Source organism: Kitasatospora sp. NPDC056731 (assembly GCF_040687675.1).
In the GTDB taxonomy this organism is placed as follows: Bacteria; Actinomycetota; Actinomycetes; order Streptomycetales; family Streptomycetaceae; genus Kitasatospora.
Genome location: NZ_JBFBNR010000020.1, coordinates 48,208 through 72,632 on the forward strand (window position 1 = coordinate 48,208; position 24,425 = coordinate 72,632).

At 75.0% G+C, this 24,425-nt stretch carries 18 protein-coding genes; 7 read left to right on the forward strand and 11 right to left on the reverse strand.

Annotated features, from left to right (window positions below; genetic code table 11):
• Positions 1–64: 64 nt before the first annotated feature.
• Positions 65–904 carry an HAD family hydrolase gene (locus AB0R04_RS21845; protein ID WP_363373571.1) on the reverse strand — a complete coding sequence of 280 codons (840 nt, stop codon included), beginning with the start codon at positions 902–904 and terminating at the stop codon, positions 65–67.
• Between the two features lie 248 nt (positions 905–1,152).
• Between AB0R04_RS21845 and AB0R04_RS21850 the strand changes: the two genes are divergently transcribed.
• The gene (locus AB0R04_RS21850) at positions 1,153–2,418 is read left to right on the forward strand and encodes an ROK family transcriptional regulator (protein WP_363373574.1); all 1,266 of its coding nucleotides are present in this window, start codon (positions 1,153–1,155) and stop codon (positions 2,416–2,418) included.
• Positions 2,419–2,433: 15 nt separating this feature from the next.
• Here the strand turns inward: AB0R04_RS21850 and AB0R04_RS21855 are convergent, their stop codons facing one another.
• Entirely contained in the window at positions 2,434–3,003 is a 570-nt protein-coding gene (locus tag AB0R04_RS21855; RefSeq protein ID WP_063350567.1) for a TetR/AcrR family transcriptional regulator, read from the reverse strand.
• A gap of 101 nt (positions 3,004–3,104) precedes the next feature.
• On the opposite strand from AB0R04_RS21855, the gene AB0R04_RS21860 reads away from it, so the two are divergent.
• Positions 3,105–3,575 (forward strand): nuclear transport factor 2 family protein, encoded by a 471-nt coding sequence (locus AB0R04_RS21860; RefSeq protein ID WP_363373577.1) that lies wholly within the window; start codon positions 3,105–3,107, stop codon positions 3,573–3,575.
• Between the two features lie 141 nt (positions 3,576–3,716).
• On the forward strand, positions 3,717–4,805 hold the full coding sequence (locus AB0R04_RS21865; RefSeq protein ID WP_363373578.1) for a hypothetical protein: 1,089 nt from the start codon (positions 3,717–3,719) through the stop codon (positions 4,803–4,805).
• Positions 4,806–4,880: 75 nt separating this feature from the next.
• Here the strand turns inward: AB0R04_RS21865 and AB0R04_RS21870 are convergent, their stop codons facing one another.
• On the reverse strand, positions 4,881–5,207 hold the full coding sequence (locus AB0R04_RS21870) for a hypothetical protein (RefSeq protein WP_363373579.1): 327 nt from the start codon (positions 5,205–5,207) through the stop codon (positions 4,881–4,883).
• A 360-nt stretch (positions 5,208–5,567) separates the two neighbouring features.
• Between AB0R04_RS21870 and AB0R04_RS21875 the strand changes: the two genes are divergently transcribed.
• Positions 5,568–6,764, forward strand: a complete 1,197-nt coding sequence (locus AB0R04_RS21875) for a hypothetical protein (RefSeq protein WP_363373582.1) — start codon at positions 5,568–5,570, stop codon at positions 6,762–6,764.
• A 103-nt stretch (positions 6,765–6,867) separates the two neighbouring features.
• Here the strand turns inward: AB0R04_RS21875 and AB0R04_RS21880 are convergent, their stop codons facing one another.
• From AB0R04_RS21880 to AB0R04_RS21895, 4 genes are all read right to left on the reverse strand, one after another.
• Positions 6,868–7,863 (reverse strand): phospholipase, encoded by a 996-nt coding sequence (locus tag AB0R04_RS21880; RefSeq protein WP_363373584.1) that lies wholly within the window; start codon positions 7,861–7,863, stop codon positions 6,868–6,870.
• A 134-nt stretch (positions 7,864–7,997) separates the two neighbouring features.
• Positions 7,998–8,588: a hypothetical protein gene (locus AB0R04_RS21885; RefSeq protein WP_363373586.1), complete on the reverse strand. Its 591-nt coding sequence runs from the start codon at positions 8,586–8,588 to the stop codon at positions 7,998–8,000.
• Positions 8,589–8,876: 288 nt separating this feature from the next.
• The gene (locus tag AB0R04_RS21890) at positions 8,877–9,761 is read right to left on the reverse strand and encodes an alkaline phosphatase family protein (protein WP_363373588.1); all 885 of its coding nucleotides are present in this window, start codon (positions 9,759–9,761) and stop codon (positions 8,877–8,879) included.
• Positions 9,762–9,839: 78 nt separating this feature from the next.
• Positions 9,840–10,829 (reverse strand): phospholipase D-like domain-containing protein, encoded by a 990-nt coding sequence (locus AB0R04_RS21895; RefSeq protein WP_063350561.1) that lies wholly within the window; start codon positions 10,827–10,829, stop codon positions 9,840–9,842.
• A gap of 250 nt (positions 10,830–11,079) precedes the next feature.
• Between AB0R04_RS21895 and AB0R04_RS21900 the strand changes: the two genes are divergently transcribed.
• Positions 11,080–12,345: a serine hydrolase domain-containing protein gene (locus AB0R04_RS21900; RefSeq protein ID WP_363373590.1), complete on the forward strand. Its 1,266-nt coding sequence runs from the start codon at positions 11,080–11,082 to the stop codon at positions 12,343–12,345.
• A gap of 94 nt (positions 12,346–12,439) precedes the next feature.
• Here the strand turns inward: AB0R04_RS21900 and AB0R04_RS21905 are convergent, their stop codons facing one another.
• A complete protein-coding gene (locus AB0R04_RS21905) occupies positions 12,440–14,830 on the reverse strand; it encodes a tetratricopeptide repeat protein (protein ID WP_363373592.1) in 2,391 nt (796 codons plus the stop codon).
• 304 nt (positions 14,831–15,134) lie between these two features.
• On the reverse strand, positions 15,135–17,894 hold the full coding sequence (locus tag AB0R04_RS21910) for a BTAD domain-containing putative transcriptional regulator (RefSeq protein ID WP_363373595.1): 2,760 nt from the start codon (positions 17,892–17,894) through the stop codon (positions 15,135–15,137).
• 351 nt (positions 17,895–18,245) lie between these two features.
• On the opposite strand from AB0R04_RS21910, the gene AB0R04_RS21915 reads away from it, so the two are divergent.
• Positions 18,246–21,065, forward strand: a complete 2,820-nt coding sequence (locus tag AB0R04_RS21915) for an AfsR/SARP family transcriptional regulator (protein WP_363373598.1) — start codon at positions 18,246–18,248, stop codon at positions 21,063–21,065.
• 70 nt (positions 21,066–21,135) lie between these two features.
• Here the strand turns inward: AB0R04_RS21915 and AB0R04_RS21920 are convergent, their stop codons facing one another.
• Positions 21,136–21,834 (reverse strand): sigma-70 family RNA polymerase sigma factor, encoded by a 699-nt coding sequence (locus AB0R04_RS21920; protein ID WP_063350556.1) that lies wholly within the window; start codon positions 21,832–21,834, stop codon positions 21,136–21,138.
• A gap of 217 nt (positions 21,835–22,051) precedes the next feature.
• Positions 22,052–22,402: a hypothetical protein gene (locus tag AB0R04_RS21925; protein WP_363373600.1), complete on the reverse strand. Its 351-nt coding sequence runs from the start codon at positions 22,400–22,402 to the stop codon at positions 22,052–22,054.
• 625 nt (positions 22,403–23,027) lie between these two features.
• Between AB0R04_RS21925 and AB0R04_RS21930 the strand changes: the two genes are divergently transcribed.
• Complete coding sequence (locus AB0R04_RS21930) at positions 23,028–24,356, forward strand: AAA family ATPase (RefSeq protein ID WP_363373603.1); 1,329 nt, start codon at positions 23,028–23,030, stop codon at positions 24,354–24,356.
• Positions 24,357–24,425 lie beyond the last annotated feature (69 nt).

Consider the following 24,425-nt stretch of genomic DNA (forward strand, 5'->3'; position numbering starts at 1 on the left):
GTCCGTTCCGGGAACAGGCCTTCCTGGAACGGGCGTTCCCGGGAACGCCCGTTCCGCGCGCGGCTCACCCCTCGGGGAACAGGCCCTCCAGGACGGTGGCCACCCCGTCCTCGTCGTTGCTGCCGATGACGTGGTCCACCGTGGCCAGCACCTCCGGGTGGGCGTTGGCGACACCGTACGAGGTGCCCGCCCAGGCCATCATCGGCAGGTCGTTGGGCATGTCGCCGAACGCGACCGCCTGCTCGCGGGTGATCCCGCGCCGCCGCGCCAGGTCGCCGAGCGCGGAGGCCTTGCTGACGCCCTTCGCGACGGCCTCGACCAGCCGCTCCCCGTTCGCGTGGTAGACCGTCACCAGCTCGCCGAGCACCGGACGGGCCAGCGCCAGCAGCTCGTCCGCGGACAGCTCCGGGTGACGGCCGATCAGCTTGGGCGCCGGGCGGCCGAACAACCGTGCGTCGTCGAGGCGTTGCACGGTGGTGTCGGCGTCCCAGGCACCCGCCTCGTAGTGCGCGTCCCCGGCCAGCTCCTGGGCGTACTCGACGGCCAGCCCGATCCCCGGCACGGCCTCGCGCAGCCGCCGGGCGCTCTCGCCGAGCACGTCGACCGGGATCGGGTTCTCGGCGATCACCGCGCGGGTGCGCATGTCGTAGCCGAAGGCGCCGTTGGAGCAGATCGCCACGCCCCGGTGGCCGAAGGCGGCCGCGATCTCGCCCATCAGGCGCGGCGGGCGGCCGGTGACCAGGACGACGAGCCCGCCGGCCCGTTCGACCCGGGCGAGAGCGGCGACGGTGCGGGCCGAGACGGTGCGGTCGCCGCGCACGATCGTCCCGTCGAGGTCGGTGGCCACCAGGCGCGGCGGCCGTATCGGGGTGACGGTGGGTGGGGTGGTGCTCGGGAGGCTCATGGGTCGGTGCTCCGTGCTGGTCGGGGTCTCGGTGGGAGCGGCCGGGCGCGGAGGCGTGTGCGGTACGCGCGCGTACGGCGCGGGCGGTGCGCACGCGGCGTGTGCGTGCACGCGGGGCGCCCGATTCGGTGGTGCAGGGAGCTCGCGGGCCGGGCCCGGCGGTGGCCGGGCGGACGGTCGCCAGACGCTCGGACGGTATCACCGGCGCGGCCCGTTCGGCGGCTGACGGGTGCCCTACGATCGACCGAATGAGCACAGCAGGACGGACTACGGCCACGGACGGGGCGCCGCAGCCCGTCACCCTCGCCCCACTGTCAGGGCCTGGACAACAGCCGTGGAACCGGCAGCGGCTCCGGAGCAACAACGAGTGGCTCCTGCTGGAGCGGCTGCGCTGCCACGGCCCGCTCTCCCGGGCCCAACTCGCCCGCGACACCGGGCTGTCCAAGCCGACCGTCTCCACCGCGCTGGCCACCCTCGAACTCGCCGGACTCGCCCGCGAGGCCGGCAGGTTCGCCCCCGAGCGCGGCCGCACCGCCGTCCTGTACGAGACCGACCCGGCCGCCGGGCACGTCCTCGGGCTCGACATCGGCCGGGCCCGGCTGCGGGTCGCCGTCGCCGACCTGTCCGGATGCGTCGTCGCCCGCCGCGACCTGCCCAACCGCGGCCGCTCGGCCAACGCCGTCGCCGACGCCGTCGTCGCGGCCGCCCGCGAGGCCCTCGCCGAGGCGGGCCTGCCCGGCACCGCCGTCGCCCACACCGTGGCCGGCACGCCCGGGGTCTGGGACGAGCGCAGACGCAGCGTCAGGCTCGCCGCCAGCCTGCCCGGCTGGGGCCGCCCCGGCCTGTTCGACCGAATAGCCGACGGCCTGGGCACCACCGTCACCGTCGCCAACGACGCCAACCTCGCCGCCGTCGGCGAGTACACCTACGGCGCGGGCGCGGGCAGCCGGCTCTTCGTCTACCTGCTGGTCGGCACCGGACTCGGCCTGGGCGTGGTCAAGGACGGCGAACTGCTGACGGGAGCGCACGGCGCGGCCGGGGAACTCGGGCTGCTGCGACTGCCGGGCTGCGCCTCCGCCACTGCCACTGCGACCACCAGCACCGGCACCACCCTGGAGGAGACCGTCTCCGCCGACGCCGTGGTGCGCACCGCCCTCGACCTCGGGATGCGGCCGCCGCTCACCGCCGAGAAGGTGTTCACCCGGGCCCGGCTCGGCGAGCCCGCCGCGGTCGAGGCCGTCCGGCAGGAGGTGGACCGCCTGGGCTACGTCCTCGCCGTCGTCGCCGCGCTGCTCGACCCGGACGTGGTCGTCCTCGGCGGCGGCATCGGGCGCAGCGCCGACCTGCTGCTGCGCCCGTTGGAGCAGGCCCTGTACGAGCGCTCCCCGCTGCGGCCCCGACTGGAGCCGAGCCGCCTCGGCCAGGACGCCGTCCTGCTGGGCGCCGTCGCCACCGCCCTGGAGGCGGCCCGCCCCGAGGTCTTCGAGCGGCGCACGGCCCCCGTCCCGGGCTGACGGCCCCGCGGTCCGTCAGGCGCGGGCGGACAGGGCGGCGTCCAGCAGCACGCGGGCGGCCGCCTTGGCGTCGGCGGCGGCGCTCGGGTCGCCGTGCACGGCGGCGGTGGTCATCGCCCCCTCGGCGAGCAGCGCCAGCTGGGCGGCGGTGGCGGGCGGGGCGCCGGCGGCCTCGGCCAGGCAGGCGAGGTAGGCGTTGAACTCCTCCTTGTGCTGCCGGGCGGTCGCCGTGACCGCCGGTGAGACGGCGCCCAGCTCGCCGAAGGAGTTGACGAACGCGCAGCCCCGGAAGTCGGGTTCGGCGAACCAGCGGCCGAGCCAGTCGAAGACGGCGAGCAGTTGGTCGCGCGGCAGCGTGGCGGCGCCGGCCACGTAGGCGGCGAGGTTCGCCCGCCAGCGCCCGTCCCGACGTCGCAGGTACGCCTCGACCAGGTCGTCCTTGGACGGGAACTGCTGGTAGAGCCGGCGCATCGTCAGGCCGGAGGCCGCCCGGACGGCGTCCATGCCGACCGCCTGGATGCCCTGACCGTAGAACAGCTCCTCGGCCGCGTCGAGGATCAGGCCCCGCGGGTCGTGCTGGTCCATCTGCCGTGCCCTTTGCGTGAGAACGATGGTTCTCCTAGGGTAGCCGCTACAGCGAGAACGACCGTTCTCACCGTCGGCTCCGCCATGCCCGAGGAGATCCCGTGACCGAACAGCGCCCTCCCCTGCCCCCGTTCACCCCGGAGACCGCCCGACGGAAGGTCCGCGCCGCCGAAGACGCCTGGAACACCCGCGACCCCCACCGCGTCGCCCTCGCCTACACACCCGACAGCCGGTGGCGCAACCGCACCGAGTTCCTCACCGGACGCGAGCGGATCGCCGACTTCCTCACCCGCAAGTGGCACCGCGAACTCGACTACCGCCTCGTCAAGGAGCTGTGGGCGCACGACGGCGACCGCATCGCCGTCCGCTTCGCCTACGAGTGGCACGACGACTCCGGCCAGTGGTACCGCTCCTACGGCAACGAGAACTGGGAGTTCGACCGCGACGGCCTGATGGCGCACCGCCACGCCGCCATCAACGACCTGCCGATCACCGCCGCCGAACGCCTCTTCCACTGGCCGCTCGGCCGGCGCCCCGACGACCACCCCGGCCTCACCGCCCTCGGACTCTGACCCGGCGCCAGGCTCCACTCCCGGAAGGGCAGGCCGGGGCGGCCGTTGTTCCACGACCGTGACACGGCTCGCACCGGCCGCTGAACTCCCCCTGGGATGCTGCTCCTCGAACGCGAACCGCACCCGAGGGGGGACCTGGAAATGTCCGTGCGCAACAGATTCGGCACCACCGCCGCGCTCGCCGTGATGACCACCGTCGGCGCCGTCCTACTCTCCGCCTGCGGCCCCGACAACGCCGGCTCGGACGCCGCCGCCCCCGGCAGCGCGGCGCCCGGCGCCACCGCTCCGGGGGCCCCGGCCCCGGGCGGCTCCGCCCGCCCGAGCACCTCCGCTCCGAGCACCCCCGTCCAGGGCACCCCCGCACCGGGCACCCCCGCACCGGGCACCACGGTGGTCAACGGCACCAGCGCCGCCAACCACCTGACCGTCAGCACCGGCACCCGGGCCGTCGCGATGAACGGCACCACCGTCGACTTCGGCACCGTCGTCCGCGACCTCGCCTGGTCCCCCGACGGCAAGCGGGCGGCCTTCATCGACGGCAACGGCGACCTCGTCGTCGCCGACTCCGACGGCGGCGCGAAGGTCACCCTCGCCACGGCCCCCGGCGGCGAGGCCTGGTCCCACCCGACCTGGCAGCACGCCGCGCAGGGCCCCAGCGACCTCCCCGAATCCGCCGAACGCTTCGACACCATCGTCTTCGCCGCCGCCAAGGGCGGCGTCCTGCGCCTGGAGAAGATCCCCACCAAGGCCGTCGGCGGCACCCCCGAGGTGCTCACCCCGCACACCTCCCTGGACGGCAACGCGAACATGCCGCAGCCGCCGCAGACCGGCAACACCTGGGCCGACGCCGGTGGCCGGCACGGCGAGATCGTCTACGCCAACACCCCCGCCGACGAGGTCTACCTCTACGACGACTACATCCGCCCCGCCACCCGCGACCTGGGCCAGGGCTCCCAGCCGGCCCTCTCCCCCGACGGCGAGCACGTCGTGTTCGTCCGCTCCGTCGACGGGCACGACCACCTGTTCACCCGCTCCAGCCGGATCGACCAGAAGGACGAGAAGGACCTCACCCCCGCCGCCGCCACCGACTACACCGAACCCGCGTGGTCCCCCGACGGCAGGACCATCGCGGCCCGCACCCCCGACGGCGTCAGCACCCTCCCCGCCGACGGCTCCGCCGCCCCGGCCCCGGTCTCCACCGTCAAGGGCCTCCCCGCCTACCGGCCGTGAGCCCCCCGGAACAACGTGAGCAACTGATGGCGGAGGGGGCGCGGCAGCTGCCGCGCCCCCTCCGCCGTCGGGCGCTCAGGAGATGCAGGAGATCGTCAGCCTGATGCTGGGGGGCGGGGGCGGCGAGTCGAGGTAGGGGGCGATCCAGACGATGATGCCCCTGCCTCCGTCACTGTCCCTCCACTGCCACCGCTGGTTCGCGCCGAGCCGGGTGCCGTCGCCGTTGGTGATGATCCAGTCGTTGTCCGGGTGCAGGCCCTCGGGGCAGATGGCGGTGACGCCGCTCGGGGAGCCGGTGGCGGACACGGTCTCGGGCAGGTTGTCGGCCTGGGCGGGACCGGCGAGGGTGGCTGTCAGTGCCACCGCCGCCAGGCCTACGCCGGCGAGTCGTCCGGGGTGCATGGATGTCCTCTCGTCGAGCGGCCCCTCGGATGGGGGCCGAACGGTCACATCCGTTGCCACGGCGCCGTATCCGCACGCCCATCGCGCCGCACTCCACTCTTCTGCGCCAGGTGAGGGTGCGCCGGCGCCCCTGGCCGCAGGACAGCCGGGACCGGTGGACGCGGCGCGTTGAACCCGGGCGGCCCGATCGCCCGTCCTTCACAAGGGGCTTGAGGAATCGCCCGCACGGGTTCGGGCCGGCGCACCGCGGGCGTCAGGCCTACGCAAGGGATGCGTATGGATCGAGACAAAGTGGCACTGATCGGCTGACCGGAATGCCATATTTTGTCCCGCCCATCACAGAACTCGCAAGGAGAGCACGTGCGTTCGACGAAGAAGCTGTCGGCCCTGGCCGCAGGAATGAGTGCCGTGGCCGTCCTGGGTCTGGCGGGGCCCGCGATGGCCGACGGCTCGTACGACCCGGCCCAGGAGAACTGCAACGCCGCCAACACGGTGACTCCCGGCTCGACCAGCCTGGTGTGGTGCATCCAGGCGGCGCAGCACACCTCGGAGGCCAAGAACCGGGCCCGCGGCGAGTTCGTCCAGGACACGCTCGACATGCTGATCAAGGCGACCGGCGGCAGCTACAACATCATGGTCTTCGACATCAAGGGCGACAACGCCTTCGGAGACCCCTGGTACGTCCACAACTACGAGCAGAGCTTCCAGAACGTCGCCTTCACGTACGACATCGACTACCACGACCAGACCTCGCGCGAGGACCAGACCTACCGGATCTGGATCTTCTCCGGCGGCGGCAGCTTCGCCAACGGCTTCGACGGCGGCTGGGGCAACTGGGGGTTCTACGGCCTCTTCAACCGGACCACCCGCGAGCACACCTGGACGTACCCGAGGGGCACGGGCAGCGCCGGCCAGCGCTACAACCACACCGACGGCGTCGTGAACTTCTCCCCGATGCCGTTCCCCGGCGTACCGAGGGACCCGGGCATTCCCGCGCCGGGCGGGCTGCCGGCCACCCAGATCGTCCCCGCGATGCCGAAGGACCCCGGCACGCCGTACGACCCCGGGGTGCCCGCCACCCCGGCCAAGCCTCCCCACACCGGCAAGCCCGGCGATCCGGCCGAGCCCGGCACCAAGCCCGGCACCGGCACCCCCACCGGCTCCGGCCGACCCGCGCTCAACACGCCCGTGCACCTGCGGACCGTCAACAACCTCGGCGCCGTCGCCACCGGCTCCGGCGAGGGCGCCTCGGTGATCGCCGGGAAGCCGGGCGACGCGGGCGGCACCTGGACGTTCCACGACGCGGGCGGCGGCCGCTACCGGATCACCAACGCGCTCGGGCGGGACCTCACCGAGAACACCGGCACCTACTTCGCCAACACCAAGGGGTGGAAGGGCTCTTCGGAGCAGAAGTGGGAGGTGAAGAACGTCTCGGGCGACCGGTACGTGATCCGGATCAGCGACCAGGACTGCCTGACCTACCACGAGGACAACAAGGAGCTCGGGGTGTGGACCTGCGACGGCTCCGCCGAGCAGCAGTGGACCATCACCCGCTGACCGTCGCGCCGTCCCGCCCGCCGGCCGCACAGGCAGCTGGCGGGCGGGACGGCGGGTGCCCTTCAGACGGACAAAAGCAGCGGACAAGGCCAGCGGAACAGGCCTAGCGGAACAGGCGGTCGCCGCTGTTGGCCATGCGGTGGGTGCCGCTGTGGCGGTTCACCCAGTCACGGACGAGGTTGATGGCGTTGGCGCACTGCCAGCTGTTGTCGTACTCGCGCACGCCGGTGAAGGCGCCGTAGCCCGCGATGATGCCGTCCACACCCGCGTCGCCGAGCAGCTTGTCGACGTACCACGGGTCGTTGTAGGTGGCCGTCCAGGACAGCGTGGCCGCGAGCCGCCCGGCGGCGCGGTCCCCGGCGCCCTTCTTCAGCTCCGCGCACGTGTTGTAGGTGGCCTCCGTGCAGTTGCCGAAGCCCTTGGTGATGTCGGTGTCGCCGTAGTCCATCGCCCGGTGACCGGCCGGGAATCCGGAACCGGACCGGTTGAAGGCGCCCTGGACCTGGTCGCGGGTGCCGGTGGACGTGATGCCCTCCAGCGGACCGAGCTTGCCTTCCAGGCTCTGCCAGCCCCTGCCGCCGACGTCCGGGGTGTTGCCGCCGTGGTACTCGAAGAAGCCGTAGAGCACCTGGATCCCGGCGGCCGTCAGCCGCTGCGCCTTGTCGCGCAGTCCGGCGACGCTGCACGTGCGGTTGGGCTGCTCCCCGCAGTAGTTCGGGTCCTTGATGTCCAGCCAGACCAGCGACAGCCGGCGTCCGGCGTTGGCGTTGGCGTTGGAGAGGATGCGGTCGATCATGCTGTCGAAGCTGGGGCCCAGGCGGTTCTCACCGGCCGAGGAACAGTCGTGGTAGGCGCGCCATTCGTTCGGGTTCCACCAGGCGCAGACGTCGATCTCGATGGCGTTGGCGCCGTGGCCGAGCGCGGCGTCCACGCCGTCCAGGGTGTCGACCCGGTGCGCGATGGCGTAGATCGCGTGTCGCGAATCGGCCGCCGCCGCAGGGGTCGTACCGAGCGCGGTGAGGCCGACGATCCCGCACAGTGCCGCCAGCAGCGCCAGCACCTTCCGCGCGCCGGTGCCGTGCCTGAGGTGAGTGGTCAAGAAACGTGCTCCTCGATGTCGGTGCCCTGATGCCGTCGCTGATGGACGGCCGCCCCCGATCCAGGACTGGTCATGTCCGCCTCAGTCTGCCACTGGTTCGTGCCCGGTACGGGGGCAACAGTGCAAATCCTCCGCTAAAGTCCGCCGCGCGAGGCCAACTCGGCCCGGAGCGCGGGCAGCTGCTCGTCGGCGGACTCGTGCGGCAGGAACTCGACCGGGTCCAGGAAGCGGAACAGCACCCGGCTCCCGGTGACGGCGTACTCGTAGTCGCCGAACCCGACCACCGCCCCCGTGCCGCCCCGCACCGCCCCGCGCACGGCGGCCGCCGTCAGCTCGTCCGCGCCGCCGTGCGCCGCCGCCCGGCGCCGGGCGTTCGGCCGGGCCAGGTACGGGCACACCATCGCCGCGTAGAGCATGCAGGCCCGGTGGCCCGGCCCCTCCATGGTCGGCGCGAGGTTGCGGTACGGCCGCCCCTCCGCGAGCGCGGCGCCGATCGCCGCGCTCTCCGCCGCCCCGACCACGCGCCACACCGGGCCCCGGGCCATGAACCCCCCGCACACCGAACAGAGGCGCTCCAGCGCGCAGTTCGCGCTGCGCACGTGGTCGGTCAACGCGAACTGCGGCTCGCCGCCACGCCAGGGCGTGATCGCCGGCACCGGATAGCCCCGGTCGTCCCGGGGCCGCTCCCCCACCCGCTCCGGCATCGGCACGGCATCGAATCGCACGCCCCCATCCTTGCCGCCCCCCGCCCCGCTGTCGACCTCCGACGCGGCGGCCGCCCCGCGCGGCGGGCGCGGGGCGGCCGGTGGTCCGGGGGGCGGCTCCTGGTGGAGGGCCGGGCGGCGGGCCTCAGGTCCTGTCCGGTCGATCTTGGCGGATCAGCCCGCGGCGTTGGGCGCCCGGCTGGGCGTGCGCCCGGATCGTCCTCGTACTGGGCGTACTTGGGCGATTCGGGCGTGCGTCCAGGCGGGATGCCCGGCGTCGCGGGCCCGGCAAGATCGGCCGGACAGGACCTAGTTCCAGATGCCGGTGATGTCAGCGGCGTTGGCCGCGTTGCCCGCGTGGGTGGTGGCGCCGGCGAGGTCCTCCAGGGTGCGCAGCACGTTGTAGTGGTTGTAGGTGGCGGCGGAGGTGCTGCCGGGGGTGACGTGGGCGCCGTAGAAGACGGTCGGGATGCGGTTGCCCGCGAGCCGGTTGTCCTCGTCGAAGGTGACCACGAGCAGGCTGTTGTGGCTCTTGGCCCAGGTCGCGTAGGCGCCGAGGTTGTTCTTGATCCAGGTGTCGCCGGTGCCGACCGAGCAGTCGTGCATGTCGCTGCAGAGGTTCGGCACGACGAAGGAGACGTTCGGCAGGGTGGTGTAGTCGGTCGGGAACTGGGCGAAGGTCCTGGCCGAGTTCAGCGGGACGTTGCCGAAGCCGAACCAGGGGTTGTGCTTCTGCGCGTACTTGCCGCTGCTGCACGTGGTGCTGCCCTGGGCGGGCAGGGTCTCGTTGTAGCTGGCCCAGGTCTTGCCGGCGGCGGTGACCTCGGAGGCCAGGTTGGGGCCCTGGAGGGCGCCGACGGAGACGCAGCTGTCGTCGGTGACGCCCTGGGTGGAGCCGGAGAACAGGGCGTAGTAGTTCGGCTGGCTGGGGTGGGTGATGCCGAACGACTGGGTGAGGTTGGCGCCGCCGGTGGCCAGGGAGTTGAGGTAGGGGGCGCTGCTGCTGCCGACGACCTGGTTGTAGGCGTGGTTCTCCATCACCACGACGACGATGTGGTCGGGCGCGGGCAGGGCGGCGGCCTGCGCGGTGGCGGCGGTGGCGGCCCAGAGGCCGGCGGAGGCCGCGAGCAGGGCGGCCACCGAGCCGAGGGCGGTGGCGGTGCGGCGGGAGCCGTGCTTGGTGGACGAAGTCATGACAATTCCTCGGGTAGGGAGCGGCCCTGGCGCGGACGCTCGATCAGGGCTGCGCGACGAACCGGTCTGGTACGGCGTCTAGTACGGCGTGCCGTTGGCGAAGTCGCGGGCGGCGGTGGACTCGACGGTGGTCAGCACGCCGGAGTCGGTGGTGATCAGGCCCAGCTCGCGGTTGTTGTTCAGCGAGTTGTCGGAGAAGTTCTCCGAACCGGCGAACACCTTGGCCGAGGGCGTGCCGTAGTCGGCGACGATCGCCTTGGCGTGGATGTACAGGCCCGTGGTCGAGGAGTAGGTGACCACCTGGCCGCCGGCCGTGACCACCTGGTCGAAGTAGCTGCTGTAGGACGAGGGGTTCATGCCCACCACCCGCACGGTGACGCCCCGGCCGGCGGCCGCGGCGACCGCGTCCACCAGGGCCTGGTCGCCGAACTCCAGCTGCTCCAGGTCCAGCGTGTGCTGCGCGCCGTTGATCAGGTCCAGCAGGCGGGCCTGCGAGTCGGTGGGCGACCAGACCAGGTTGTCGCCGTCGGAGGGGGTGATCGAGGTCTGGGCGTAGTCGGCGGCGAAGACCTGCTCGATCGCGGCGACGTCGTTGGCGTCGGTGTCGACGACGCCGTAGTCGCGGCTGCTGGAGTAGTAGGTGGAGTCCAGGTTCCCGGTCAGGATCAGGGACTTGGCGCCGTCCACGGTGACGGTCTTCTGGTGGGTGTAGACGAACGCGGAGGAGGAGTACGTCACCCCGACGCCGGCGGCCCGCAGGGCCGAGTAGGCGGCGCCGTTGACCGAGGTGTGCCGGCCGTCGAGGATCACCCGGACGGTGAGGCCGGCCCGCCGGCGGCCGATCAGGGCGTTGACGGCGGTGGTGTCGCGCAGCTCGTACATGGTCACGTCGACGGAGCGGGTGGCCGAGTTGATGAGGTCGTAGACGACGCCGTGGTCCTGGTCCGGGAACACGATCGGCGTGTACGTGGCGGCGGTGGCGGCCTGGGCGGTGCCGGACAGCGGTATCAGGCCGGCGGCGGCGAGCAGCAGCGCGCCGGCCCGGCGCGCGGAGGTGGCCAGGGGCATGCGGAACTCCACGATCGATGAGGGGGAAGGCCTGGGCGAAGGTGCGGGAGCACGCGCGAGGCGCCCGAACAGCATCGGGTGGATCGGTCGACGCGGGTAGACGACAGCAGGTAAAACCTTGACCCCGGGTCGGGAAACGGATGGTGCGGCCGATCCGGTTCACTTTGCCAGCCACCGGCCCCGCCGGTGATAGTGGATCTTCGAGGACGTGGCCGGACGCCGCGTCAGCCGAGTGAGAGAACAGAGGATCATGGCGAAGATCAGCCTTCTGCGTCCGCTCGCGGTGGCGGCCGCGGGTGTCGTCCTGCTGGCGACCGGAGCCGCGCAGGCCGTGGCCGCCGACCAGGGCACCACCAGCGCGCCCACCCCGGACACGGCCGCGGTGCGCGCCGCCCTCCAGGCCACCACCGACGCGGGCGCCCCGGGCGCCTTCGCGGTGATCCGCGACCACGGCGACGCCGAGTCCACCCGGTCGCTGGCCGTCGGCAAGGCCGACCTGGACGGCACCCCGATGAACTCCTCGTGGAGGTTCCGGGTCGGCAGCAACAGCAAGATGTTCAACGCCGTTCTCGTGATGCAGCTGGCGGAGCAGGGCCTGATCGACCTCGATAAGCCGCTGCGCGACTACCTGCCGGCCGGCACCCTGCCGGACACCTGGACCATGACGGGCCGCCAGGTCATGGAGCACCGCGCCGGGATCTACGACCACACCAACGACCTGCTGGAGCAGGCCGGCGAGGAGACCACCAGCGCCTTCGAGGCGCGCATCCGCACCAACGTGTACGCGCCGCGCGACCTGGTGGCGATGTCCGTCAAGCACGGCCAGCAGTACACGCCCGGCAGCCGGTACTCCTACTCCAACACCGACTTCGTCCTGATGGGCCTCGCGGTCGAGCACCTCACCGGCCGCCCCTACGAGGACGTCCTGCGCGAGCGGATCATCGAGCCGCTGGGCCTGAGCAAGACCTCCTTCGTCGTGCCCGACCAGGAGATCCAGGGCGCCCACGTCACCGGCTACCTCACCAACGACAACCGCAGCAAGCCGCTGCTGGACTCCACCCAGCAGACCGGCTCTTGGGTGTGGACGGCCGGCGCGGTCATCTCCGACGCCGCCGACCTCGACCACTTCCTCACCGCGCTGATGGCGGGCAGCTCCGGCGGGCTGGTCTCGGACGACTCGCTGAAGCAGATGACGGCCGCCCTGGCCACCCCCACCGCCAAGATCAGCTACGGCCTCGGGCTGCGCCGCATCTCGCTGTCCTGCGGCGACGTGTACGGCCACGGCGGCATCGTCCAGGGCTTCCAGACCCAGTCGTTCGCCACCCCGGACGGCAAGCGCTCCGTCGTCGTGTTCGCCAACGCCTCCAACAACGGCTCCGTGACGCAGGGCCTGATGAACGCGCTGGAGCCGGCCTTCTGCGGCAAGAAGCCGGCCGTCGCGCCGCGGAACTCGTTCGCCCCGAGCGCCTTCGCCGAGAACCACTCGCTGCCGGTGGTCGAGGACACCCGGATCTGACCGACCCGCACAGTCCGCCGCTCACGCGCCCGCACGGCCCACCCGCCGTGCGGGCGTGCGCGTTTCGGGCCCCGGGTGTTCCCTAGTGCGGACCTCACCCCGTCCGGCGCCGCCCCTGCCGGGGGCCGTCCGCGCTGAGGTCGGTGAGCGCCTCGGTGAGGAGTTCGCGGGCCTCCTCGGCGCGGCCCTGCTCGATCAGGGCGGTGCCGAGCTCGGTGAGGGTCTTGGTCATGCTGTCCGGCCGGCCGATCTCCTCGTAGTGGGTCAGGGCCTGCCGGTAGGCCTTCTCGGCGGCCGGCCAGCGCCCCAACGCGGCGCGGTCCAGGCCGAGTTCGTGGGCCGTCATGGCCGCCGCCAGGTGCATCAGCGGCGAGGACCAGCGCTCCACCAGCTCCAGCGCGCCGGCCAGCGCGCGCCGGCGGGACTCCACCGCCTCCTCGGCCCGGCCCGAGTCGCGCAGGCAGTTGGCCGCGCCGCGCAGCGTGACCAGCCGGCCGATCCAGCCGGCGCGGCTGTTGACGGCGGCGAAGGCGTCCGCGGCCCGGTGGTAGGCGTCGATGGCCTCCCGGTGCCGGTGCAGGTGCCGAAGGCCCGCCGCGAGGTAGGTCAGCGCCCAGCCCTCCTGCTCCCGGGCGCCGATCCGGCGGGCCAGTTCCAGCCCCTCGTTGGCCAGGTCGATGCCGCGCTGGTAGCGGTGCAGGCAGGTGACGTACGTCCACGCCAGGTAGTTGACGTGGACGGCCTCGGCCAGTTGGTCGCCGCAGGCGCGGGCCGCGTCGACCGACAGCTGGAAGACCTCGGCCCAGATGTCCCAGCTCAGCAGCCGGTCGGAGAACCAGTGCATGGCTTCGGCGGTGTCGATCACCTCCCGGTGCCGGCCGGCGGCGAAGGCCTGGTGGAGGGCGGCCAGCCACTCCGGGTGCTCCTCCTCCAGCCAGCGTGCCGCCTCGGTGAGCGGCACCGGGGGGCCGGTCCGGTCCGCGTCGGCGTCGGGGTCGGCGTCGGGGTCCGCCGCCGCGTGGTCCGGGTCGAACCGCAGGCCGTACTCGGCGGCCCGGTTCAGCAGCCAGTCACCGGCCCGGGCCCGGGCCTGCGCCACCGCCTCGGGGCCCTCGTCGGCGTCGAGCCGCTCGCCCGCGTAGAGCCGGACCAGGTCGTGCAGCCGGTAGCGCTCCGGGGTGGCGAGTTGCACCAGCCCGGCGTCGATCAGCTGCTCCAGGACGAGTTCGGTCCGGCCGGGCGGCAGGCCCGCGTAGGCGGCGGCGACGGCGGCGGTGAAGTCGTGCCCGGCGGTCAGTGCGGAGCGGCGCAGCACCAGCTGGGATTCGGCCGGCAGCCGCCGGTAGGACAGCGCGAAGGCCGGGCGGACGGCCAGGTCCCCGGTCTCCAGCAGGTCCAACCGGTGTTCCTCGGCGGCCAGTTGGCGCACCAGATGGCTGACCGGCTGCTGCGGGCGGGCCACCAGCCGCTGCCCGGCGATGCGCAGCGCGAGCGGCAGGTAGCCGCAGAGCCGGGCCAGTTCGGCGGTGGCGTCGGGCGCCGCGTCGATCCGCTCGCGGCCCGCGATCCGGGCCAGCAGGTCGGCGGCCTCGCCCGGGGCCAGGGCGTCCAGCCGCAGGCGGAGCACCGACTCCAGTCCGGGCAGGGCGTTGCGGCTGGTCACCAGGGTCACGGCGGGCCCGGAGCCGGGCAGCAGCGGGCGCACCTGGCTCTCGTCGGCGACGTTGTCCAGGACCAGGACGAGCCGGCGCTCGCGCACCAGGGCCCGGTAGAGGCCGGCCCGCTCCTCCGTCCCGGCGGGCACGGCGTTGTCGGCGACGCCCAGGGCGCGCAGCACCTGGCCGAGCGCGTCGCGGGCGGAGAGCGGGGTGGCGGCCATGCCGCCGAGGTCGAGCGAGAGCTGCCCGTCGGGGAAGAAGGGGGCCAGGGTGTGGGCGGCGTGCAGGGCGAAGGCGGTCTTGCCCAGACCGGGCTGACCGCTGATCAGCACCACCCGGGGGTGGGCGGGCCGGTCGTCCTCGGCCAGCTCGGCCAGCAGGGCGAGGGCGTCCTCGCGGGCGGTGAAGTCGGCGATGTCCCGGGGCAGCGCGAGGGCGCCGGGCACGAGCGGGGCGGCGGGCGCGGCGTCCCCGGTCTCGGCCGGTCCGGCGGGGGCCGGGGCGGGGGCGGCCGGTCCACGGGTGGGGGCGGCGGCCGACACCGGCCTGGTCCCCCGGGGGCGGCCGCACTGGGCGGCCCGGTCCAGCGCGGCGGTTTGCCGGGCGTCCAGGCCCAGCGTCTCGGCCAGGGCCCGGACGGTACGCCGCTGCGGCCCCCGGGTACGGCCGCGCTCCATGTCCCCGACGGCGCGCAGGCTGACGCCGGCCACCGCGGCGAGCTCCTCCTGGGTCAGGCCCGCCGCCACCCGGTGCCCGGCCAGCAGGCGGCCGAAGTCGCCGGCCCCCTCGGAGTCCGTGCCCGTTCCCGTGCCGCTCACAGCCGTCATGTCCCGCCCCTGCTAGCGCCGTTACTTCTGCCAGGCGTTGTGCCTGATCGACCGTCCCAGGCAGAAGTATGCCCGGGCAGAAGTATGCCTCGTACCCAGCTCTTTCCCAGCATCGAGCGCCCAGCTCAGGCGCCGGGCACCCGGTGCGGGCCGCGGCGTCCCACGCACTGATGGGACGACCGCGCATGCTGGTTCTGCCCATAGTTCCGCCTGTGGTTATGCCGATCGGACGGGACGGGCAGGACGAGCGGGACGAGCGGAACGGGCAGGGCGGACGGGGCTGCGGCAGCGGGGCGGCGCACCGTCAGCGCTCCCCCGCCGCCAGGGCCCGGGCCTGCCGTCTGGCGACGGCGCCCTCGGTGGTACGGCCCAGTTCGCACAGCAGGTCCGCCAGCAGGCCGTGGGTGCGGGACTCCAGCCCGGTGTCGCCGACCGTGCGGCCCAGGGCGACGGCGAGTCGGGCCGTGGACAGGGCGGCGTCGCGGCGGCCGAGCGCCTGCAGGGCGCGGGCCCGGCTCTGGGTGGCGAGGACGGCCTCGGCGCCGGAACGGGTGGTGGCGACCCGGACGGCCTCGTCGGCGTGGACCAGGGCCGGGCCGGGGGCGCCGGCCAGGACCAGCGCGTCCGCGAGGTCGGTGAGCGCGCGGACGAGCAGGTCGCCGACGGCCGGGGTGCGGGCGGCGCTCACCAGGTCGGTCATCAGCGGCAGGGCCTGGTCGTAGCGGCCGGCCCGCAGCAGTGCACCGGCCACCCGGGCCCGGCAGTGGTGGCGCAGCAGTTGGTCGCCGGCCCGGTCGGCGGCGGCCACGGCCCGTTCCAGCTGCTGGACGGCGGTGCGGTGGGCGGCGCGGTCGACGTGCAGGACGGCGAGGTCGGTGGCCAGCCGGGCGACGGCCGCCTGGTCCGCGCAGCCGTGGGCGGCGCGCAGGCCGGCCTCGGTGACGGCGCGCCAGTGCGTCCGGTCGTGCCCGGTGGTCTCGTACAGCAGGCCTATCCGGTGGGCGAGCTGCCAGGATTCGGCGGTCCGGCCGAACTGCTCGGCGCAGACCACCACCGCGCGCAGGGCGCTCTCCTCGCGGCGGAACCAGGCGGCCGCGTCCGCCGGGGCCGCGCCGCCGCCCTCGGGCGTCCAGGCCGCGGTGGTCCAGCCTCCGGTGGTCCAGGCCGCGGTGACCGCGAGGTAGTGGGCGATCAGCCGGTCGAGGGCGACGAACCGGTCGTCGCAGGTGAGTTCGGCGGCCTGCCCGGCCGCGTAGCGCCGGACCAGCTCGCGCCGGGCGTAGCGGCCGGGCGTGGTCTCCTCCAGCAGGTGGACGGCGTCGAGGCGGGTCAGCAGGGTGCGGGTGGTGGCGGGCGGCAGGTCGGCGAGCGCGGCGGCGGTGGCGGTGTCGATCACCGCGCCGGGGTGCAGGCCGAGCAGGGTGAACAGCCGGGCGGGGGCGGGCGGCAGGGTGCGGTAGGTGTGGTCCAGGGCGGTGGTGACGCCGATCGGGCCGCGGTCGGTGCCGGCCAGGGTGGCGAGGCCGGTCTGCTCGTCGGCGAGTTCCGCGGCCAGGTCGCCCAGGGTCCAGCCGGGGCGGGCGGCCAACCGGGCGGCGGCCAGCCGCAGGGCGAGCGGCAGGTGGTCGCAGGCCGCGGCGAGGTCGGCGGCCGTCTGCGGTTCGGCGGCGACCCGGGCCGGGCCGAGGGTCCGGGCGAGCAGTTCGGCCGCGTCCTCGGCGCCGAGCACGCCCAGCGGGAGCGGGATGCCGCCGTCGCGGACCAGCAGGTCGCGCAGCCGGCTGCGGCTGGTGACGACGACGACGGGGGTGCCGGGGGTGCCGGTGTCCCCGTCCCCGTCCCAGGCCGGCCCGTCCCCCGGCGGGGGCGGGTCGGGCAGCAGCGGGGCGAGCTGCTCGTACGAGCGCGCGTCGTCCAGCACGATCAGCAGCCGGCGGCCGGCCAGCAGTTCCCGGTAGCGCTGCTCCCGCTCCTCGGGCGAGGCGGGCAGGGCTCCCGCCGGCTCGCCGAGGGCGAGCAGGAACCCGGCCAGCACGTCGGCGGGTTCGCGGGGCCCGGCCGGGTCGAAGCCGCCCAGCTCGGCGTGCAGGACTCCGTCGGGGAAGTGCTCGGCGGACCGCTGCAACCAGTGCTGGACCAGGCTGGTCTTGCCGACCCCGGCCGGCCCGGTGACCAGGATCGGGTGGCCGGACCGGACGGCGGCGGCCAGGGCCTCGTCGAGCCGGGCGAATTCGGCCGACCGGCCGGTGAACCTGCGGTCCGGCGCACCGCGCCTCGGAAGCCGGGCGGGTCTGGGCGGCCCGTCCCGCTCGGGGCCGTCCGCCGACCGCTCACCGGCGTGGCGCAGCTCCGGGCCGGGCGGGCCGGAGAGCCGGGCCACCGCCCGGTCGTACCAGGCCGCTGCCTCGTCCCGGCGGCCGGCCTGGTCGAGGCAGCGGACCAGCCGGGCGGCCAGCGTCTGCCGGGTCGGGTGGGCGGCCGCCGCCTCGGCCAGCTCGGCGGCCAGCTCGCCGCCGCGGCCGGCCTCGAGCAGGCCCTCGGCGAGCCGGTCCAGGGCGCGCAGCCGCAGGTCGGTGACGTGCGGCAGGGTGCGCTCGCGCAGCAGGACGGACCCGCAGTCGACGAGGGCCGGGCCGCGGAACAGGTCCAGGGCGGCCCGCAGCAGGGGCACGGCCGGATCGTGCGGCTCGGGCTCGGTGCTCGCGGCGGGCGCGGCCGGGGCGGGCCGCAGCACGCCCGCCCGGTCGCAGAGCCCGCGGAAGTGCAGCAGGTCCACCCGGTCGGGGTCGCCGGCCAGCAGGTAGCCGGCGCCGCGGGTGCCCAGGGTGAGCCCGGGGCAGTCGAGCAGTTGGCGCAGGGCCGCGACGTGCCCCTGGAGCGCGGCGCGGGCGGTGGGGGGCGCGTCGCCGTCCCAGACCAGCTCGATCAGCTCGTCGGTGCCGACGGTCTGGTTGAGCCGGATGGCGAGGGTGCTCAGCAGCGCGCGGCGTTTGGGGGCCGAGGGTGTGACCGTCGTCCCGTCGTCCCGTCGTACGGCGACCGGCCCGAGCAGGTCGATGTGCATGCAGCCCTCTCCTCCCCTGTCGCCGATCGGATCCGCCGCCGACGACAACCTCCGGCGTCTTCCCGGCGTCGTCAGAGGATAGGCCTGGTCCGGTCACGTGCACGCGGCCGGATGGGGTCTGCTCGGGATTTGTGGATCTTGTCGGGTCGAACGCGGGCCCCGCAGGTTCCGCAGGGCCCGGGCTCGACGTCCGTTGCGCCGGGCGCCGCCACCCGGTGGCGCCCGGGGAGCGGGCGATCTGGCGCGAACAGGACACTTCAGGGCACTACACTGCTCCACCCCGGGGCACGCCCGGGACATCAATGGGGCGGGGGGACGCCCTGCCCGTCGTGGGGTGAAGTGGGGGTACTGGTGCGGATTCGGCTCCTCGGCCCGGTGGAGCTGCGGGCCGGGGCGGACGGCTTCGCCTCGCTGCCGGGGGCGCAGCGCAGGGCGATCCTGGCGCTGCTCGCGTTGCGGCTGGGCCGGGTGGTCGGGGTGGACGGCTTCTGCGAGCTGCTGTGGGGCGAGCGGCCGCCGGCCAGCGCCCGGGCCGCCTTGCAGGGGCACGTGGCGGCGCTGCGCAAGGCGATCGCCGACACCCCGTTCGTGCTGCACACCCGCTCGTCCGGCTATCTGCTGGCCGGTCCGGCCGAGGAGGTGGACGCGCTGTGCTTCGAGGCGCTGACCGACCGGGCCGCCGAACAGGCCGGGCTCGGCTGCGCCACGGCGGACGCGCAGGCGATCGCGCTGCTGGAGCAGGCGTTGCGGCTGTGGCGCGGCGAGGCCCTGGCCGACCTGCCCGACACCGCCGTGCGCGCGGCCGTGGTCGACCAGCTGGAGCAGGCCCGCACCGCCGCCGTGCTCAGCTGGGCCGGGCTGCGGCTGCGCCAGGGCAGCGGGGTGGCGGCGGTGCCGGCCCTGGAGCAGCACGTGCGGACGGACGGGCTGCGCGAGGAGCTGGTGGCGCTGCTGATGCGCTGCCTGCACCAGGCCGGGCGGCCGGCGGACGCGCTGTCCGCCTACCACCAGGCCCGGGTGCGGCTGGACCGCGAGCTGGGGATCCGGCCCGGCCCGGCGCTCCAGGCGGCGCTCGCCGAGGTGCTGTCCGGGGACCGGGCCGAGCAGCCGGCCCCGGCCCGCTCGGCGACTCCTCCGGCCGCGCCCCGGGTGCCCCGTCAACTCCCGCGCCGCCCGGTCGACTTCGTCGGCCGGGACAGCGAGGGCCACTGGCTGGACGGCGAGTGCGGCCCGGAGCGCGCCGGTGACGGCCTGGCCCTGGTGGTCGGACCGGCCGGGGCCGGCAAGAGCGCGCTGGTCACCACCTGGGCGCACCGCCGGGCCCCGCACTTCCCGGACGGGCAGCTGTTCGCCGACCTGCGGGGCCTCGACCCGGCCGGCCCGGCCGACCCGGAGGCCGCCCTCGGCGGCTTCCTGCGGGCCCTCGGGGTCTCCGAGGGCGCCGTCCCCGAGGACCGGGACGGCCGGGCCGCGCTGTACCGCGACCGGACCAGGGGGCGGCGCCTGCTGGTGGTCCTGGACGACGCCGCCGATGCCGACCAGGTCGCCGACCTGCTGCCGCAGGGGCCCGGCTGCGCCGCCGTGGTGACCAGCCGCGGCTCGCTGGAGGGGCTGGTGGCCGCCGACGGTGCGGCCCTGCTGCGGCTGCCCCCGCTGCCCCAGGACGACTCCCTGCGATTGCTGGAGCGCGCGCTCAGCCCCGACCGGCTGCGGGCCGAACCGGCCGCCGCCGCCGAACTGGCCGGGCTCTGCGACCACCTGCCGCTGGCGCTGCGGATCGCCGCGGCCCGGCTGGCCACCCGCCCGGACTGGACGATCGCCGAACTGGTCGCCGAACTCGCCGACGAGCAGACCAGGCTGCCCGTCCTGGACGCCGACGGCGCGACCGGCGTCACCACCGAACTCCTCCTGACGTACCGCCGCCTCTCCCCCGGTGCCGCCGAGCTGCTCACCCTCCTGGCCGCCCACCCGGGCCGGGAGGTGGACACCCTGACCAGTGCCGCCGTGCTCGGCACCGACCCGGCCACCGCCCGCCGGTCGCTCGGCGAACTCGCCGCCCACCACCTGCTCACCGGTGCGGCGCCCGGGCGCTACGGCCGCGCCGAGCTGGTCCGGCTGTTCAGCGCCGGGCTGCTCGCCGAGCAGCCCGAGCCGCGCCGGCGCCTCGCCCGGGAGCGGCTGCTGGACTACTACCAGGCGGCGCTGCGGCAGGGCGGCGAGTTCATCGAGCCGGGCCAGGACGGTTTCGACACGCTCGTCCACCCGCCGCGGGCCCTGCCGCCGGCCGACGGCATCCGCGCCGCACTGGACTGGTTCCAGGCCGAGGAGCCCGCGATCCGCGCGCTGATCACCGGCACCGCCGACGACCCGGACCGGGTCTGGCGGCTGGCCCAGGCCGCCGGCCCGCTGTACTACGGCTCCAGCCGGTTCACCGACTGGCTGGGCTGTCTGCGCGCGGGCGTCCGGGCGGCCGAGCGGTGCGACGACGAGCTGGCCGCGGCCCAGTTGCACGGCTCCCGGGCGAACGCGCTGCTCGGACTGGAGCGCCGTCAGGAGGCGGCCGAGGCGGCGCGCCGGGCGGTGGCCGCCGGCGAGTCCGCGACCGGGCCCGCGGGCCGCGCCGCGTACGCCCGCGCGCTCGCCACCCAGTCGCTGATCACCGCGATCCTGGGCAGCGCGACCGAGGCCGCCCGGCTGGCGTCCGGCTCGGCCGCGCTGGCCGTGGAGTCCGGCGACCCCCGGCCGCTGGCCGTCGCCCTGGTCCACCACAGCTGGGTGAGCATGCTGGCCGGGGACCGGCAGGGCGCGCTGCGGCAGGCCCGGGAGGCCAGGGAGCTGCTGCCCGCCCGCCCGGTCACCTCGATCCATCTGTGGTCGATGCTGACCGAGGCGCACACCCTGCCCCCGCACGGGCGCAGCGAGACCGTCGACCTGGCCTGGCACCGGCTGCTGGCCGGCTGCGAGGAGGCGGGCCTGCTCTACCTCCAGGCCATCGCCGAACAGTCGCACGCCGCCTACCTGCTGAGCCGGGGCCGCGAACCGGAGGCCCTGGACCGGCTGCGCTCGGCGCTCGACCGCTTCCGCAGCCACGATCAACTGGCCGGAGTGCAGAGCGAGTTCACCACCAGCCTGGAGGAGTCGCTGAACTCGCGCGCGCCACGCCGGCACTGAGCCGGCCACCGGGCGGCCGCCCCCCGGTCACTGGGAGGCGGCTACCGGAAACCGGTCAGCGGGAAGCCGGTCAGCGCGAGACGGCGGCACCCGAGCGGTCGAGCGCGGCCGCCTGGCCGCGGCCGTCGGCCGGGCCGTAGCCGTGCTCCGCCGCGAGGACCGGGCGCAGCGCCCGGATCGCGTAGAAGTTGCGGGACTTGACCGTCCCCGGCGGCACCCCGAGCCGGGCCGCCGCCTCCACCACCGAGCGGTCCCGCAGGTGCAGTTCGACCAGCACCTCGCGGTGGTGCTTCTGCACCCGGCGCAGGGCCAGCGCGATGTCCCGGGCGACGACCACCTGCTCGTACGGGTCCTCGGCGAGCGGACGGTCCTCCAGCGGCTCGCCGATCACCTCCTTGGCGCGGGCGGCGGCCATCCGGTAGTGGTCGATCGCGATCCGCCGGGCCACCGTGAACAGCCAGGGGCGGCTCTGCTCGGCACCGGCCGCCAGCGCCTCGGGGTGCTGCCAGGCGCGCAGCAGGGTCTCCTGGAGGATGTCCTCGGCCTTGCCCCGGTCGCCGCCGGTGGCACGCAGCAGCGCGCGCAGCAGGTAACCGCCGTGCAGCCGGTGGATCTCGGCGAGCGTGTCCGGGTCGAGGGTCGGGCGGGCCGCCTTCGGCGTGCCGGGCGCGGGGGCGGATCCCGTGGTGGCCGACGGGTCCGTGCCGGCCGGCGGGCCGACGGGCGGCTGGGCGACGGACGTGGGCTGGGCGACGGGCTGCTTCGACACGCGCGGCCTCTCAGATCGGGCAAGGGCAGGGCGACACACCGACCGGACTTCCCCGGCGGCTACAAGCAGCAGACTGCCCGCAGCCGCCAAGGCCGCACCAACGATCCGCCAACGCCCGGGCCCCGCACGGCCCGGCCGCAGACCAGGACTCCGCACGGCCACCTCCCGGACATCTCGCGGCCATCCAGCGCCCACCCCGTGGCCACCAGGCCGCCCCTCAGGCCTCGTTGAGCACGCGCACCAGCTCCTGGACCCCGTCCTCCCCCCGGTGCTCGATCAGCACCGCGACCCAGGTCGCCAGCTGCTCCCGCTCCACCGCCGACCAGCCCGGCGCCGAGGGGTGCTCGTCGACCACCAGCGCCGCCGCCAGCTCCCGCAGCCCCGGTGCGGGCTCCGGCCTCCACCGCTCGGTCGGCAGCGCCCGCAGGGCGAGCCGCCGGGCGGCGGCGGTCACCTCCTCCGCCGTGCCCTCGGGCACCACCAGCGCGGGCGGCCCGGGCCTGCTCGGCTCCTCCTGCCGTACCAGCGCCGCGACGACCTCGCGCACGTCCGGCCCGTCCGGATCCATCGTTGTCCCTCCCCCATCCCGTCCCACGGGAGTCACGCCGGCTGCTCCTGCATGGCACTCGTTCCGCATCGAGTGCCATCCGAAGACGGTATCTACTGACAGCCGGTCCAGCAGAGGGTTTTCCGGTACGGCCGGGCAGCTGCCGCTCAGCTGCCGCCCGCACACCGGTTCGGCCGGCGACGAGGCCCGAACGAGAGGACCTGGACGGACGGGCCTAGGCCGCCCGGTGGTCGGGGGTGCAGGCCGGGCGGCCGATGCGGTGGGGGGTGGTGCCCATCAGGTCCTCCAAGCGCGGGGGAGGCACAGTGCGCGCCCCGACCCGCTCAACGGGCCGTCCGCCGGGGGCGGTTCACCCTGCCCCGGCGACGGCGCCGGGTGAACCGGAACCGGCCCGCCGTCCGTAGAAGTCGCCCGGCTCCACGGGGCCGTGCTGGGCCGCGCACGGCCGGGAGCCCCTTCCCGAGGGGGGTGGGACGCGAGCGGGCCGCAGCGTCCCGCGCTCCCGTTGAACGGTGCTCCCGGCCCGGGCCGTTGAACCGATCGGACGGCCCGTACCCTTCCGGCGCGAGGGCGCCGGAATCCGGTGCACCAGACAGGGCCGACACGGCGAGCAGGAGGCGAACACATGGCGGCCGACCACACGCACACCGGGCGGGTGCACCGTCTGACGCAGGGCCCGGACTGGGACCTCGCCCCCGACTACGGCCCCGTCCTCCCGGCGGCCGCCGCCCTGGCCGTCGCAACGGCGACCATCCCGAGCGCCGGGCCGAGCGCCGGGCCGAGCGCCGCGCCGCCCACCATCCCCAGTGCCGGGCCAAGTGCCGCGCCGCCCACCGGACACCTCGCCGGGCCGGACTGGCAGCAGCCACTGGATGTGCTCGGGACGGTCCTGGTGCCCCCGCAGGCGCGGCCGGCCCCGGCCGCGCTGCCCCCGGAGCCGTTCACCCTGCTGCCACAGCTCCCCCAGGTCGCACTTCCGGCCCTACCAGCCCTACCGGCCATGCCTGCCCCACTGGCCCCACAAGCCCCGCACTCCGCCCCGCCGCAGGCCCCCGCCGCACGGCGGGGCCGCCGCACCCTGGGCCTGCCCGCCGGCCTGGGCCTCGGCCGGGGAGAGCGGGAACGGGAACGGGAACGGCTGACGGCGGCCATCCGCACCCCGCTGCACCGCTCCTTCCGGATCGCGGTGATCGGCCTCAAGGGCGGTGTCGGCAAGACCTCGACGACCCTGGCGCTCGGCTCCGTCCTCGCCGAGATCCGCGCCGACAAGGTGGTCGCCGTCGACGCCAACCCGGACACCGGCACCCTCAGCAAGCGGGTCCACCGGGAGACCGGGGCCACCGTCCACGACATGCTCGCCGCCGAGGCCACCATCACCGGCTACATGGACGTCCGCCGCTTCACCTCGCTCACCCCCAGCGGGCTGGAGGTCCTGGCCAACGACTCGGACCCGGCAATCGCCAACAGCTTCAGCGGCGAGCACTACCGGCGGCTCGTCGACCTGCTCGCCCGGCAGTACCCGATCATCCTCGCCGACTGCGGCACCGGCCTGCTGCACAGCTCCATGCGCGCCGTCCTCGACCTCGCCGACCAGCTGGTCATCACCGCCACCACCAGCATCGACGGCGCGAGCAGCGCCGACGCCACCCTGGAGTGGCTGTACACCAACGGCTACGGCTCGCTGGCGCAGCGCAGCGTGACCCTGATCTCCAGCGTCCGCAGCAGCGGCCGGACGATCCGGGTGGAGGAACTCGTCGCCCACTTCGAGAACCGCTGCCGCGGCGTCGTGGTCCTCCCCTTCGACGAACACCTGGCTCTGGGTGGAGAGTTCGACCCGGCCAAGCTGCGTCCCAAGACCCGCCGCGCCTACCTCGACCTCACCGCCCTGGTCGCCGAGGGCATGCACTTCGCCCCGCCCGCCGCCGGCCCCCACGCCGCCGCCGCCCTCCAGTAGGCCGGATCGAGCAGCCCGGCGGCTCCACCGCACGGGCGGCACCGCACCGCACCGCCGGCCCAGGGCCCG